General features: G+C 52.2%; 16 protein-coding genes, 2 pseudogenes and 1 other annotated feature. Of the genes and pseudogenes, 12 read left to right on the forward strand and 6 right to left on the reverse strand.

Annotated elements, in window-relative coordinates:
• Positions 1–32: 32 nt before the first annotated feature.
• Positions 33–275: a hypothetical protein gene (locus U9M73_RS02740; protein WP_260070069.1), complete on the reverse strand. Its 243-nt coding sequence runs from the start codon at positions 273–275 to the stop codon at positions 33–35.
• 204 nt (positions 276–479) lie between these two features.
• On the opposite strand from U9M73_RS02740, the gene U9M73_RS02745 reads away from it, so the two are divergent.
• The 3 genes from U9M73_RS02745 to U9M73_RS02755 are packed head-to-tail and all read left to right on the forward strand — an operon-like array spanning position 480 to position 961.
• On the forward strand, positions 480–599 hold the full coding sequence (locus U9M73_RS02745; RefSeq protein WP_198136240.1) for a sporulation protein YjcZ: 120 nt from the start codon (positions 480–482) through the stop codon (positions 597–599).
• Positions 600–651: 52 nt separating this feature from the next.
• Positions 652–798, forward strand: coding sequence for a hypothetical protein (locus U9M73_RS02750; protein WP_260070005.1), 147 nt, complete (start codon positions 652–654; stop codon positions 796–798).
• Between the two features lie 37 nt (positions 799–835).
• Positions 836–961: a DinB family protein gene (locus tag U9M73_RS02755; protein WP_232282365.1), complete on the forward strand. Its 126-nt coding sequence runs from the start codon at positions 836–838 to the stop codon at positions 959–961.
• Between the two features lie 160 nt (positions 962–1121).
• On the opposite strand, the gene U9M73_RS02760 is transcribed toward U9M73_RS02755, so the two are convergent.
• The 3 genes from U9M73_RS02760 to U9M73_RS02770 are packed head-to-tail and all read right to left on the reverse strand — an operon-like array spanning position 1122 to position 4286.
• Positions 1122–1955, reverse strand: a complete 834-nt coding sequence (locus U9M73_RS02760) for a carbohydrate ABC transporter permease (protein ID WP_009226775.1) — start codon at positions 1953–1955, stop codon at positions 1122–1124.
• A gap of 23 nt (positions 1956–1978) precedes the next feature.
• Positions 1979–2866 (reverse strand): carbohydrate ABC transporter permease, encoded by an 888-nt coding sequence (locus U9M73_RS02765; RefSeq protein WP_009226776.1) that lies wholly within the window; start codon positions 2864–2866, stop codon positions 1979–1981.
• Between the two features lie 49 nt (positions 2867–2915).
• The gene (locus tag U9M73_RS02770; protein WP_407673968.1) at positions 2916–4286 is read right to left on the reverse strand and encodes an ABC transporter substrate-binding protein; all 1371 of its coding nucleotides are present in this window, start codon (positions 4284–4286) and stop codon (positions 2916–2918) included.
• 252 nt (positions 4287–4538) lie between these two features.
• Between U9M73_RS02770 and U9M73_RS02775 the strand changes: the two genes are divergently transcribed.
• On the forward strand, positions 4539–4721 hold the full coding sequence (locus U9M73_RS02775) for a hypothetical protein (protein ID WP_323076196.1): 183 nt from the start codon (positions 4539–4541) through the stop codon (positions 4719–4721).
• Positions 4722–4861: 140 nt separating this feature from the next.
• On the opposite strand, the gene U9M73_RS02780 is transcribed toward U9M73_RS02775, so the two are convergent.
• The gene (locus U9M73_RS02780; protein WP_016310842.1) at positions 4862–6106 is read right to left on the reverse strand and encodes an IS110 family RNA-guided transposase; all 1245 of its coding nucleotides are present in this window, start codon (positions 6104–6106) and stop codon (positions 4862–4864) included.
• A gap of 563 nt (positions 6107–6669) precedes the next feature.
• Here U9M73_RS02780 and U9M73_RS02785 point away from each other — a divergent pair.
• The 4 genes and pseudogenes from U9M73_RS02785 to U9M73_RS02800 all read left to right on the forward strand — a co-directional run bounded on the left by U9M73_RS02785 (position 6670) and on the right by U9M73_RS02800 (position 8120).
• Positions 6670–7201: pseudogene (locus U9M73_RS02785) on the forward strand (ATP-binding cassette domain-containing protein).
• Positions 7202–7207: 6 nt separating this feature from the next.
• On the forward strand, positions 7208–7390 hold the full coding sequence (locus tag U9M73_RS02790; protein WP_260070007.1) for a hypothetical protein: 183 nt from the start codon (positions 7208–7210) through the stop codon (positions 7388–7390).
• Positions 7387–7887 carry a hypothetical protein gene (locus U9M73_RS02795; protein WP_323076197.1) on the forward strand — a complete coding sequence of 167 codons (501 nt, stop codon included), beginning with the start codon at positions 7387–7389 and terminating at the stop codon, positions 7885–7887. Before U9M73_RS02790 ends, U9M73_RS02795 begins: the two co-directional genes overlap by 4 nt.
• Positions 7863–8120, forward strand: a complete 258-nt coding sequence (locus U9M73_RS02800; RefSeq protein WP_323076198.1) for a hypothetical protein — start codon at positions 7863–7865, stop codon at positions 8118–8120. The genes U9M73_RS02795 and U9M73_RS02800 overlap by 25 nt, the downstream gene beginning before the upstream one ends.
• Positions 8121–8215: 95 nt before the next feature.
• On the opposite strand, the gene U9M73_RS02805 is transcribed toward U9M73_RS02800, so the two are convergent.
• On the reverse strand, positions 8216–10081 hold the full coding sequence (locus tag U9M73_RS02805; protein WP_036646481.1) for an arginine--tRNA ligase: 1866 nt from the start codon (positions 10079–10081) through the stop codon (positions 8216–8218).
• Positions 10082–10124: 43 nt separating this feature from the next.
• Positions 10125–10346 (reverse strand) — a binding site (T-box leader).
• On the opposite strand from U9M73_RS02805, the pseudogene U9M73_RS02810 reads away from it, so the two are divergent.
• The 4 genes and pseudogenes from U9M73_RS02810 (at position 10341) to U9M73_RS02825 (ending at position 14414) form a co-directional block, all read left to right on the forward strand.
• A pseudogene (locus tag U9M73_RS02810) lies at positions 10341–11747 on the forward strand (spore germination protein). Its footprint overlaps the feature before it by 6 nt.
• Before the next feature lie 20 nt (positions 11748–11767).
• Entirely contained in the window at positions 11768–12091 is a 324-nt protein-coding gene (locus U9M73_RS02815) for a Ger(x)C family spore germination protein (RefSeq protein WP_323076199.1), read from the forward strand.
• A gap of 207 nt (positions 12092–12298) precedes the next feature.
• Positions 12299–12952 carry a transcriptional regulator gene (locus U9M73_RS02820; RefSeq protein WP_036646488.1) on the forward strand — a complete coding sequence of 218 codons (654 nt, stop codon included), beginning with the start codon at positions 12299–12301 and terminating at the stop codon, positions 12950–12952.
• A 535-nt stretch (positions 12953–13487) separates the two neighbouring features.
• Positions 13488–14414 (forward strand): VOC family protein, encoded by a 927-nt coding sequence (locus tag U9M73_RS02825; RefSeq protein ID WP_050769828.1) that lies wholly within the window; start codon positions 13488–13490, stop codon positions 14412–14414.
• The last annotated feature ends 72 nt before the right edge of the window (positions 14415–14486 follow it).

A 14486-nucleotide genomic window follows, 5' to 3' on the forward strand; every position in this document is an offset into this window, starting at 1 on the left:
AAAGGCGCTGGAGCTGGCTCCGGCGCCTTTATTTATTTCCGCTTTTTATTTTTATTTTCGGGTTTGCTTTGGTGCAAGATGAACTCGTCAAGCAGCGTCTCCTCAGTATCACCGCCGTTCTGCCCCTTTTCCTCCTTCAGCTTCAACAGGGAGAGCAAATCGAAAAGATCCCCAAGCACGGTGAACCCGGCACCGATAATGGCCAAGTCGTCCGAGGATAGGTCATTTTCTTGGATTCTTTGGTATTGACGCCTCTTTTTTCCTCCCAAGAACACCACCTGCTTTTAAATCTACTTGTTTCATCTTATGCAAATGGCTATTGGCTTGACTAGGCGTGAGCTAGGCTAGAGCCGCCGTCTCATATTCAGCATGGGTACCTGGTGAACGTATACCCATTTTTGCCTCTCTCCGCGAATGTCCCGATCGTTCGCTAACGAACTGTAATATGATGTTCTATATTTAAAAAGGAGGGAAAATCAATGTCGGGATATGAAAATGGCGTAGGTGGCGTAGGTTATGGTGGTTTCTGGACTTCCACAGGGACGATTCTGGTTCTCTTCATCCTGCTGGTCATTGTTTCCAAAGCGTTTATCTTTTAATTGAATAGTACCTCATGCAAAGGCCCTGCTGCAGCAGGGCCTTTGTTCATTTTTGCATTTGTTAGACAATTGCTCTAAAGCCCCGGCAGCGGCGCAAATCGCAGAGGAGTACCAGCGGATCAGCGGGGCACTCATCGAGGCGATCCGCACGCAATGGACGGACGAGCAGCTCCTGAACACAACGGAGATCGCAAGGTGAACCCTGGTCAAACGGGGCATCGCTCCGGTTTACGCTGATGCATCAGGCGCATCATCGGGGACAAATGACGGTATTGATGCGTCAGGCGGGACTGCGAGTTCCTGATATTTACGGGCCAACCTACGAATCGTGGATCGAGCCAGGGATGGAGCCCCTCGCCTAAACTGGGCCAGGCGGTCACAAAAGCAGCAACTATTTCCAGTTATTGCCGGAATCTCTGGAGGACGCCTCCTTGCATACCTATGTGCCTTACTACTTGCTTCCGTATGGGAAAGCTCTAACGATTGTGGAGCCGGATGTCCTGATCGGACGAATGGTGGAAGTCACCCCTTCGTTCCCCCTTGTAAACCAAACCCCTTGGACATAAACCGCTGGGACAAGATGTACAGCACGATGGACGGGATCGCATACAGGATGGAGAAGGCCGCAAGATTGCCGTATTCAATCATCCCGTATTGACCAAAGTACTGGTATAACTTCAGGGAAGCGGGGAAGTTCTCCGGATTTTGCAGCAAAATGTACGGGACAAAGAAGTTCCCCCAGCTGCCCGAGAAGGTGAAGATGGCCACCGTGCAAATGCCCGGCACCATCAGCGGCGCTACGACTCTGCGAATCCCCGTAAATACCGAGGCCCCGTCGACCCATGCCGCTTCCTCCAGATCCAGAGGGACGGAATCCATGAAGTTCTTTAGCATCCAAATGCCGTAGGGCATGGATGAAGCTACATAGAACAGGATAACGCCAAAGATTTGGTCATACAGCTTCAAACTTAGAAACAGCTGGTAGACCGGGACCATCACCGCCGTAATCGGCAAGGAAGTCATAAACAGGATGGTCAACATAAACGGCTTCTTGTATTTCATTTGATAACGGGACAACGGATAGGCGGCTAACAGTGCCAAGAGGACGACGAGCAGCGCCTGCCCCAGCGACATGATCAAACCGATCAGGAAAGCGCGCTGGTTCTCGCGGCTGGTGATCACGTTGATATAATTATCCGCCGTGATCCGCTGCGGCATTTTCAGCGTCTGCATGGCATTGGGATCAACCGAAGCAACCATCACCCAAAGCAAGGGTAAGACGAAGCAGATGCCGATGATCGTGAGGATCGTATAGGGCAAGATCCGGTAGATGAGTTTCCGTTGTTTTGCGTTCATAAGGAGTTCTCCTTGCTCTTGGACTATTTCAACGAGCGGGTATAGAACAGGCTAAGCACGATTCCGATGAGCAGAAGCAGCAAGGAGATCGCGGTTCCGTACCCCAGTTGATAGTTCACGAAGGCTTGGTTGTACATGAAGATCGGCAGTGTGGTCGTAGACGTTCCCGGGCCTCCGCCGGTCATGGCATAAATCAAACCGAACACGCCCAACGTCTGTAACGTGACCAGCATCATGTTGGTCATAAACGAATCTTTGATATAAGGGATGATGATCCGAATCAGTACCTGCCATTTCGAAGCTCCGTCGACCACCGCCGCTTCTTCCACCTCGCTGGGCACGTCGTCGAGAGCCGCTTGAAAGACGAGCATTGAGAAGGCGGTGCCGTGCCAGATGTTCGCGAGGATGATCGTCAGCATCGGAACGGTATACAGCCAGGTGACTGCCGGAATCCCCAATGAGGTGATGATCGAGTTAAGCGTCCCCTCGTCGCCGAAGAAGCTGTACAAGCACAACGCACAGACGATTTCCGGGGTTACCCAGCCGGCGAGGACGATCGTGCCGATCACCCGCCGGAACGTCCGGTTTCTGCGCTTCATCAGCAGGGCGATGAATAAGCCGAGCAGCTGCTGGCCAATCACCGCGGAGCCAAACAGGAAGACCAGCGTGTTCCAAATGCTGATCTTGACCGTCGGGTCCTTGAACATGTGAAGATAGTTGTCAAACCCAACGAATTTTAACTCTCTTGCCGATTCCCCCGTTAAAGCCAGGTTCGTAAATGAATAGAAGAAAGTAAGGAAGACCGGAGTGATAAAAAACACCAGCATTATCACAATCGAAGGGAGCAAGAAGTACAGCCACGTGTACGTATTTCGTTTTCTGGAATATCCTTCAGCCGTCATGCTGCTCATGGTTCGTTCTCCTTCCGGAAGGCATTGCTTTGCCGCTTGTTATGATTGGTCATTTTCTTATGACAGCGTCCTCGCCTACGATGCGGGTGATGTCTTGGGCGTATTTTTGAGCTGCCTCTGCGGGGGAGGTGCCTGTGGCGACGGATTCAACCATCGTCTGAATTTGTGTCGATACTTCCGGGTACTTATCCTGAGCAGGCCGGAACTCGGCGTTCTGCAGATATTCCGTAGCGATTTCGTTAAACGGCATTTGCGTGTATTCCGGATCTTTGGCGACGTCGGCTCGCACAGTAATATTCCCTGAGGAGGTGACGAGCTTCTTGCTGTTCTCTTTGTTTAATGCGTATTTGATAAACTCCCAGGCTTCGTCTTTATGCTTGGCGTTGCTCGGAATGGACAGCGCCCAACCACCGGCAAGGGTAATGGTCCCCGGTGCCTGACCTTGGCTCGTCGGCATCGGAGCAAAGCCCAGCACATCCTTGTATTCCGGCCATGGGGAAGCACCGGTTTCCAGATAGTTGCCGGTAATCCAGGAGCCGTCGAGGGAGATGGCCAACTTGCCTTGAGGCAAATATTCACGGGAAGCGGTGTTACCGGCCTGCCCGTTCAGAACCTTGGAGAGCGGCGGTCCGAGCTTTTCCTTGTTTACGGTTTCAATAAACCCTAATGCGTCCAAGATACCTTGGCTTTCGATGATCCATTTTCCGCTTGCATCGTCATACAGTCGTTCGCCGGTACCGTAAAGGAGCATTTCGTACGTCTGCATGGAGGTGGCTTCCCCAGTCGCCTTGCCCATGTTCATCCAGATCGGGACGATGTCCGGGGCTTTTTCCTTAATCGTGCGAGCCGCATCAAGCACTTCCTCCCAGTTCTTCGGCGTCCACTCTTCGGGAAGGCCGACCTGCTTAAAGATCTCTTTGTTGTACCAAAAGCCACGGGAATCCGTGTTGTACGGTACGCCATACACTTTGCCGTCGCTGGCGGTAACGCCTTTCTTCATCGCCTCGATAAACGAGCCGTTCGACCAATCCTCCCAGTCCTTCAGCCGCTCATCCAGTGGTTCCAGATAACCGGCGCTGGCGTCCGAATTGAGGATGAATGTGTCCTCCGTCACGATATCCGGAGCGGTGTCTATGGATTTCAGAGACAAGGCGACTTTCGCAAAATAGTCCCCTTCAGAGGCTTGAATCGGTGCTGGTTTAATCTCGACATCCTTGTTCGGGTAAGCGGCAGCGATCTCTGTCAACCAACGGTACAACGTGCCTTTTTCTCCGGCTCCGTCATCCCGATAGGTCACCGTAATCGTCGTTTTTCCGGAGCTGCCCGACTTGTCGCCCGACCCGGAACACCCGGCTAGCAGCGCCCCGCCTAAAGCCGTACACAACAACATGGAAGCGATGGCCCAACTTCTTTTTTTCATAAATGCCATGCTGTGATCCCTCCCTGGTAAGTAGTCTTATTCGGGTTTTGAGCTCAACCCGATGGTTTAACGCATTAAAAAAATACTGTGTACATCCCTTCCAGTAAAACATACTTGCCGAAGGAGCAATTTATTCAAAAAAACTCCACGAATAAATATTGACCGAATCGGTTTACGGAAGTATGCGAAATACGATCACACGGTGACGGATTTCTTCGAGCGAATCAAACAAGCCGCGAACATCAGGTCGCGATGATCGATAAGCATCCGGCGTTACTGTCTTTCTTGACCAGCGTTTATTTTGAAACGAATGAGGAGGTTCATCCGGAAATTAAGGCGATCTTGGCCAAAGGGGAGGAGGTTCGGAACCGGATCGCTTTGACCGGCGTGGATGAATCGAAGTTTAAGTCCAGCGGTATGATGTCAAGCTGTTGATTTAATCGAATTGGAAATTTCCCGTGCCTGTTGAGCGCGGAGTCACGAAAAAAGGGCGCATCAAACCAAACCCAGCCAAAAACCATGTCAGATACCAGATTTTTACTGGGAATTCGTGAAGGACTAAGGCAAAGGAGGCGTTAATCCTTGGCGCTATTCACCTTCCTTCGAGGCGTGTAGAGTTGGCCGCTGCGTAGCAGCACATCGACCAGACGCACGAGTTTTCTTGCCGTTAAGACGAGGGCGCGTTTGTGTTGATTCTTGGGCACTTCGTGATACTTCTTCCGGTAATATTCACCGAATTCTTCATCGCGCATCCTAACCGAGTTGGCAGCTTCAACGAGGTAGTAGCGCAGGAATCGGTTGCCGGATTTGATGCGGGCGGTGTCCTCCGCCTCGAAGACGCCGGACTGGTGCCTGCGCCACGTCAGACCCGCGTACTTGGCGACGGCGGCTTGATCCTTGAACCGTTCAATATCGCCGAGTTCGCCGAGCAGACCGGCTGCATAGACTTTGCCGATGCCGGGCACTGACAGCAAGCACTGAGCGCCTTGAATGCCGTCGAGGACCCGCTCGATCGCTTTGTCGAGATCCTTGAGCTGCTTCTGGATGCTGCGGATGGATTCGATGGAGGTGCCGAGCACCAGGTCAATCGAATCCTCCACGACCTTGGACAGCCGATAGGAGGCGCGGGCAGCTTGCTGAATGCAGCGGGCGACCCGCTCGGGATCGGGGAAACGATTGCGTCCCTTGTCCCGCAGATAGTCGGCCAGATCGGCCACGTCCATCTCGGCGATGTCATCGAGGCTGAACTTCTCGGAGAGCATCTCCATGAGCGCATGGCCAAACACGGAGCTGTCGACCTCGGTTGTAAACGCATTGCACTTGTAGAACAGGTTCTGCAAGAAGTACTGCTTCTCGCGAGCCAAGTTATGGACCAAGTGGAAACGCATGCGCGTGAGGCGTTGAAGGGCGACATACTGCTCCTGCATGACGATGGTGGTCGTCAGGCGGCCGAAGCGCAGGCGATCCGCAATGACCCAGGCGTCGAGCCGGTCGGTCTTGTCCATATCCGCATAGGCTTCTCTGAACTTGCTGATGAGCTTGGGGTTCAAGGTGAACACCTTGGCCTTGCGCTCTCGAAGCGCTGGATCCTGATGCAGGTACATGGCAGGGTGCCAGCTGTAGACGGAAGTGGCTTCCAAGCCGATGTGAATCTCGGTGACGGCCAACTTGTCCGCTGCAGCGACGATTTGGTCACGCAAGTGCGAGGCGCCATTCAAATTGTTTTTGACGGTGAGTGTCTCAAGCTTGTCACCGTCAGCGTTCATGAAACACGCTTCGAGCTCTTGCGAGCTCACGTCAATACCGACAAAAAGCTTCAAGTGAAATTCCTCCTTTCGCTAGGGATTCAGGGAATGGACGCTCCGGGATGCCTCCGGCGCACGCGCAGATCTATCACCCTCGCGTATGAGGACACACTTCGGGCCATGAGCTGCCCCGGATCTGCTAAAACCGGGCATGGGATGCCGAAGGGAACAGCCAGCGGGTAAGAAGCTCAGACGCGTACCGGAGAAACAGACTTAAGGAGTAGACGATGCTACTGGAGGCAGAAGGATTTCCCCGAATGGACCCTACGTTCCATTGTCCAGAGGCATACCGGAAAGTCCAGTCCCTGATGGAATTTTCAAAGAACAAGCTGGAAATTTGGAGGCTGTTTTCCATCCCCCGGGGGGATGGAAATGAACCTAAAAGAGCTTTTTAAAGATACTATACGAGGAAGGCATTGATCTGAAGCTTCTCATGAACATGTTGACTTAGATGGCGGAGGGGTTCACCAACCAGATGTCCAGGGAGAACAAACTCGATATCGAGGAAATCACAAGGGGGTTCCATGGGCGTGATCGAATTAAGAAACCTCACGAAGCGATAGGGCAAGGCCAGAGGGATTACTGACGTGAACCTTCAGGTGGAGGAGGGGGGAGATCTTTGGCTTTATCGGTCCCAACGGGGCGGGGAAGTCAACGACGATTCGGACGCTGCTTGGGCTCATTTATCCGACCAGCGGCCTGGATCCACTGATGCAGCAGACCTTCTTCGAGCTGATTGCGGAGGAGCACCGGAAAGGGGCGACCGTGTTTTTCTCGTCCCATATTCTGAGCGAAGTCCAGAAGATGTGCAGCCGTGTCGCCTTCATTAAGGAGGGCGGATCATCAAGCAGGAGAAGATGAGCGACTTGCAGGATAACAGCTACAAGAAAGTCAGCCTGGAAGCCAAGTCCGACATCGATCCGGCCGCCTTTAAGAAGCTGGATGGCGTCAGCAACCTTGAACTGAGGGGATCTTCGGCCAGCTTCATGTTTAAAGGCAGCCTAAACGCGTTTGCTGCAACGAATCGCTACCGTTGATTTAATCAACATCTCGATTGTGGAGCCCGATCTGGAGGAAATCTTCCTGCATTACTACGTGAAGGAGGAGTAGGCCGTCATGAATATGGTCATGCATGAGTTGAAGTCGCTGAGGAAATCGGCCTTCGTCTGGACCTTGGAGATGATCGCCTTGGCCGCCCTCTACTTATCGATTTATCCCAGCTTAGCGAGCGATGCCGAAGATTTCAAAAAGCTGCTTTGGCAGTTATCCGGAATCCGTTCAAGCGATGTTAGGCATTGATTTGGATAGGATTACCGCGGGCCAAGATCGTCAGCTCCAAGCTGCTGGCTGCGATGCTCCTCCTGATCGCGACGAATATCGTCTTCTATGCAGCAGCGTTTCTCATCGCAAACGGAGTCAAAACGGAGGATTTCAGCCAAAAGCTGTTTCTGCTGATCCATATGACGTTATTTTTTGTTCAGTTGATGTTTTTGGCGATTGGTATGGCGTCGTCCGTGTTTTTTGCCAAACTCCGGAGCGTCCTTCCGTTATCGCTGGGCGTGGTCATCGGATTGTATCTGATCGGCGCCTTGCTCGCAAGCGGGGAGGACAAAGAGATGATCCGCTTCATCTCGCCCTTCAAATATTTCGCACTTAAGGCCTACCTTAGAGGCTTGATCATCTGGAGCGTATGCATGTTCTTGCTAGTTGTCAGCGGAATGAGCAAGTATTCGGCTCTTTTGAAGTCACGCAGATCAGTGGATTTTTTGCCATGCTGTTTTTGTATATTGAGCTGACGGTCGCGATTCACGCGGTCCTGCTGGGAAGCTTTGCGATTTCCAAACTTACGGACTTGACAGATCAGCTAAACGCACTGAACGTGCTCTCTCCCTTCAAATACTTCAGCTATGAGCGTATCTTAAACGGAGAAGGCCTTCATGCGGGGATTGTCGCGCTATCCCTCCTCCTGGTGGCGGTGCTGGTTGTTGTCACTTATGCGGCTTATCGCAAAAGAGAACGAAACGTTTGATCGTTGCACGAGTGGCGGTTAGAACGCCCATGCAAGAGGCGCGGCCGGTTGATCCGGTCGCGCCTCTTTTTTGCTTGGCGAAACACTTGCCTTGCTTACATGCGATCCGGAGCCGGCAATCCGATGACATCCAGCGCCTCCGCGATGGTCTCCTTAAATTTCGCAGTAAGCCACAGACGGTAGGGTTGCCGCTCGGGCTCGGCTTTTAGGATCGGACAGGCGGTATAAAAATGATTAAACAAGGTGGCGAGCTCATACGCGAAATGGCAGATCGGTGTAGGAGAAAGTTCCTCACACGCAGTGCTCAGCGTATCCGGCCATGCTGCGATTTGCCTCAGCAGGGCGTGTTCGGCACGTTCCTGCGGTGCGATGTCCTCCGGCAGCGACTCCATCCGAGGGAGCCCGTCGGCTTGGGCTTTGGCTAAGATGCTGGCGGCCCGGGCATGCGCGTACATCAGATAAACGCCGGTGTTGCCGGTGGTTTCCGTGGCCTGCTGAATGTCGAATACTACTTCAGTCGGCAAGGCGAATCGCAGCAGATAATAACGGATCGCCGCTGCTGCGATCAGCCGGCTGGACAACCCTTCGGAATCGGACCGCTTGGCTTCGATTTGCGCTTCCATAAGGTCCAGCAAATCGGACACTTTGATGCCGATCCCTTGTCTGCCGGACATAGCGTACGAGGCTTTGCCGTCCGAGGTGTCGAGGCCAAGCTCCCGGGCTGCGCCAGGGCTTAGCGATACGACGCCGTAACCGACGTGGCGCAGCTTCTCCGCTTGGGCTGTGAAGCCTAACGCCTCCAGCGCTTGCTTCACCATCGCCTGCGGATACGCTTGCCTGTGGTCGATCACGTTGACGACGAGATCTGCCTTGCCGTAATCGGCGGCGACACCTTCTGCACTGGTTGTCCAGAGCCCATCTGCAAACGGTTTGTACCTGAAATCGTTCCCCAGCAAACCGAACTTCCAAAGATGATAGGCGATATCCTTGGCCGTATACGTCAAAATTCCGTTGGACCGAACGAGCACCTTATCGGCCTGATGCTCGGCTTCAGACTCCACATCTTCTGCTGCAGGTTGCTTCAGGACCCAGCAGCCCTCCAGCTTACCGGACGTTTCCTTATGGAAGAGTGCGGTCTGCTGCAACAAACGGAAGGCCGTGTCCCAGAACCCTTGCCGGACAATGTTGCTCTCCCAGACCAACAAATCATAATCAATCCCAAACGCCTTCATTTCCTCCAGATGCTCCCGCACGATACGCTCTGCCGTAAGCAAGCCAACCCAAGCCAGGTTCCCGTCTCCAGCTTCCAGCGCCTGCAGCACCTTCGTTCTCTGCTCCAACAGCGACGGTTGATCATCGTATTCCTTGTTAACCCGGGAATAGATGTCCCAACAGAAATCGCCGAATCTCACGTGGGCAGCCTGATGATCCACATTCAGCAACCCAACGACGGTGTCTGCCAACTGATTACCCAGATCGTCGATGTAATTATGCACTTCGATTTGGTATCCGGCCCTCTTGAGCAGCCGCGCCAGCGAGTCGCCGATACAGGCGTTTCTTAGATGACCGATATGAGCGGATTTGTTCGGATTGATGGAAGTATGTTCGATCACGACCTTTTCGCGAACTGCCCGCGGAAGTTGAAAATCCTTGCGGGCCCATTCGTTCCAATCCAGGCGGAAGTTCAGAAAGCCCGGCGGCGCGGTTTCGATCTGGTGGAATAGCCCCTCCATCCGGCCGGTTTGTTCCAATTCATTCTTCAGTTGTGCGGCAATATGCAGCGGTGGTTGACGCAGCGTTTTGGCCAGCTGCATCGCGATGTTGGTCGAATAATCCCCGTGTTCCGCACGGGCGGGCCGCTCGATCACAATGTCCGGGAGCTCCTCGGTGCTGTGGCCAAGCCTTGAAAGGACTTGTCGTACGGACAATTCAAGATATTTTTTCATCCAACTGCTGATCATAAAATCCACTCCTCCCTGGCAAAAAAATAAGCCTTCATCTCATCAAAGAGACGAAGGCATTACGCGCTCGCGGTACCACTCTTGTTGTTAAACTTCATGTTTAACCACTCTGAAGGATAACGGTCTTGGGCCGTGGCTGCTTACTCGACTCACGTTCAGCAACCATTCTCATGGGTCCGTTTCACTGGAAGCCCTGTACCGGTTTCCACCCTCCCGGCTCGCTTGGACTAGAACAGCCAGCTACTCTCCCAATCGTCGAATGTGGGATATTTTGTATTATTATATCCGCTTAATTTGGAATGTCAATCCTGGACTTCCCCAATATCAACCCACGAGCCCGACTTCTAGAGTAGGAGAAGAAAATTTTGGTCATACTCTTACTACTTCCATCAGAACAAAGGGGCTAGCGACATGCAACAACCGGACGAGTTTATCGAAACAACTGCAGCAAAACCTGGAAGGTCTTCGCGAGCTTCTCGGGAACAGTTCGGATGTCGTGTTCCGTCAGCTTTTGCCGGCGGACTGTACGCAACTCGCTATCGTTTACATCGAAGGACTTATCGACAATCAACTCTTGCAACAGGATGTGATTCGCCCGATTCTGGAGACCTCCTCAGACGGGAAGATGACGCCAACTCAGGTTAAGGACAAGGTCGTCAACGTCGGCGGCGTTAGCTCAGTGACCACCTATGAGGATGCGTGCAACGGATTGTTGTCTGGCGGTGCGCTGATCCTGATCGATGGGTATATGGATGGTTTGATTGTCTCAATTCCCGGGTTAGAGGAACGCGCGATTGCCGAATCGAAGGCCTATCCAAATATTCGGGGGCCTCAGGACGCATTCACGGAGGCGATAAAACCAAAACAGAGCTAGCTATCATGTACATGCACGGATTAGCGGATCAACAGATCGTAAGTAAGTTGACTGAAAAACTAAACAACCTCCAGGTGGATCGCGTGCTGGAGGGCGAATATATTGAAGAAGTTCTGAATCAGGATAACAAGCTTACGATTTTTCCTATGCTGTACAACACCGATCGTCCAGATACGATCGCAGCGGGCGTAATGGAAGGCCGAATTGCCATCTTTATTGACGGAACGCCATTCGTTCTCCTTGACCCAACCTTATTCGTCGACTTTCTTCAGTCCGCCGAGGATAATTATCAGTCGTATCTTAATTCCGACGGTATTGTTATTGAGCTTAATGGCCCAACGTGAAGGGGTCCCTTTTCCAGCTTTCCTTGAAGCGTTGATCATGGAAGTCGTTTTTGAGATTTTGCGGGAAGCCGGGCTGCGGATACCGAGATCGATTGGTCAAGCTGTGTCCATCGTGGGTTCTATCGTCATAGGACAAGCGGCGGTCGAAGCAGGCATCGTCTCTACCGTTATGGTGGTTGTCGTAGCGATTACGGCCATATCCAGTTTCGCCATTCCGTCCTCTTCCATGTCGATCCCGATCCGGATGCTGCGTTTCGGGTTCATGGCGATTGCTTCAACCCTGGGGCTTTATGGGCTGACCGTCGCTTTTATTGTGCTTGTCGTGCATTTAAGCGGGCTCCACTCCTTTGGCGTTCCTTATTTATCGCCCGTCGCTCCCTACAAGGCACGGAAGCAATCGGATGCCATCCTTCGCTTTCCCTACCAACCTGGAGCTAAAGGACCGTAGAAATCAAGGAGATGATCCCTGTGTACCGACAGGTAAAGCGATTTGTTCTTGTCCCCATATCCCTCGCGATGATCCTGCTGCTGTCAGGTTATTGGAACCGCAATGAATTAAATGAACTTTCGATCGTGCTAGCCATGGGGATCGATAAAGCGGATGACCTTTACGAGGTCAGCTTCCAGGTCGTGAATCCAAATCAGATGTCGCGGAAGCAATCGAGCGAGCGTACGCCTACGTTCGTATTCTCGGTACGTGCCGATTCCATTAGTGAAGCCGTGCGAAAAAACGGTGGGCATGTCGTCGCGGAAATTGTATATGTCCCATCTGCAAATTTTATTCCTGGATGAGGCCACGGTATTTGGTGAAGATGTCTTTGCATGGACATGCTGCGAGATGAATTCGGGCAACGACTTGCTTGAAGATATGTCTTGTGATACATTATTTTCCATAATGAATGTTTCGGTATGAAGCACATACCGCTTCGATCTGACTTGCTCTTGGAGCAAGGGGGAACGGGGCGGTTTTTTTATTGACTCGGAAAGGGAGTGTGCATGATGAGTGAGTTCGATGATGTTTACTTGGAGTGGCTGGAACGGCAGATCGACGAGGAGACCAACCCAAGAAGAAAGGAGTTTCTTAAAAAGGGATTAAGCCGGGGGACAACGGATTTTCTGCGGTACATTTGGTATCCCGCCATTGGAAACCTCAATGATCTCTATCCTGAGTATGAGGTTCGCGACTTTAATAATGGCTTCCGCTACCTCGATTTGGCCTATCGACCGGGCAACGCCAAAGGATGTATCGAGATTCAGGATTATCGAAGCCATGCTCGGGATATCGAGGCCGGGCGGTTTAAGGATTTGTGTATGAAGCAAGCTCTGCTGGCGTTAGACGATTGGTTGTTCCTACCGATTGCCTATCTATCCATTCGGGAAGACCCGGGAGTTTGCAAGCAGCTGGTCTTATCCTTTGTTGGTAAGTTCCTGTCCAACGCCGTACCTTCTAACCTTCATTGGGCCGAAGCGGAAACCTTGAGGTTTGCCAGACGACTGATGCGCCCCTTTACGCCGGCAGAGCTCGCGGATCATCTCAGTCTATCCAAGCAGCATACACGAGCAATTCTGCATGCTATGCACAACCGAAAGTTGCTGGAGGTCGTAGGCGGGAGACAACGGTATCGAACGTTCCGGCTTCCGAACGCGCGTTAGGGGCAAGGCGCTCTGATGGCAGGATGTAACTGGGGCTAAGGCTAGCTCTAAATCCACTTCTGGTGCTGAGGCTGTTGCTGGTGTGGAATCTATTGTTGGTGCGAATGCTGTTGTTGATGTGGATGCTGTTGCTGGTGCTAATGCGATTACTGGTGCTAACATAACACTAACTCTAACGCTTGTGAGCAACGCTATTAAGGCAAATTTGCTCTCGAAAAAATTCTAACGACGATGAGACACTCTATTAAGGTGAAAATCGAGAAAAATAGGGGGAAACAGAGGAATAAGCTCTGTAGTAAGCGTTAGAATCGCAAAGTGTCCTTTTTGGAGCAAATAAGATCTGTGGCAAGCGTTAGCGGTTAATCGGAGGGGATTCGCAGACCCACGGGGGTAAAAGAAAGCACCGGCAGGCACTAGGAGGTAAAGGATGCTCCCGTAGGCACTCAAAGTCACCTCTAGGCACTCATAGCACTCATCAGCACCCGCAGGCCAAGGGGAATGAACTATGTTAGAATGAAGAAGAATATCCTTATTCATGCAGAGGAGGAAAAAGGTGAGTACATCCATCAGCTTGCATCTATGGTTCGATAAACAGGCGAAGGAGGCCGCAGAGTTCTATTGCTCCGTATTTCCGGAGTCCCGAATCACGGGGGTTACGACGCTAAACGATACCCCTTCGGGTGATTCCGAAATGGTTTCGTTTACCGTTTGGGGTTTTCCGTTTATGGCGATTTCGGCTGGACCGTACTTCAAGCTAAATCCGTCGATCTCGTGCATCGTCAATTTCGACCCTTCTAGAGACCCTAACGCCAGAGAAATGCTGAATGAAGTGTGGAACAAGCTGTCTGACGGCGGGACTGCGCTCATGCCGTTGGATCGATACCCCTTCAGCGAGTGGTATGGCTGGATTCAGGACAAGTACGGGGTTACGTGGCAGCTGATGTTAACGAATCCGGAGGGGGAGCCGCGTCCACCGATTGTTCCGTCCATGATGTTCACAGAGGATAACTGTGGCAAAGCGGAAGAAGCACGTGAATTTTATCTCTCCGTCTTCCGGAATGCGAAACCGGGCACGATCGTGAAGTATGGCCCCGGACAAGAACCGGACCGGGAAGGGGCGGTCATGTTCACCGATTTTATGCTGGAGAATACCTGGTTTGCAGCGATGGACAGTGCGCACGCTCATGGGTTCGTCTTCAACGAAGCCATTTCCTTCTTGGTGAATTGCGACACGCAGGAGGAAATTGATCATTATTGGGAAAGTCTCTCCGCCGTTCCTGAGGCCGAACAATGCGGTTGGCTCAAAGACCGGTATGGCCTCTCGTGGCAAATCACTCCGTCCGCCTTGGATGAGATGCTGACCCAGGGAACCTTGGAACAACGGAATCGAGTGACGCAGGCGTTTCTGAAGATGAAGAAGTTTGACCTCTCGGAGTTGCAACGGGCTTTTGAGGGGAAGTAAACTCTATGGCAATGGCGCGGTAATCGCTAACACGCTTTCGTACGGAGTGAGGAAAAAAACGCCCCGGGATTC

This window comes from Paenibacillus phoenicis, from assembly GCF_034718895.1.
In the GTDB taxonomy this organism is placed as follows: Bacteria; Bacillota; Bacilli; order Paenibacillales; family Paenibacillaceae; genus Fontibacillus; species Fontibacillus phoenicis.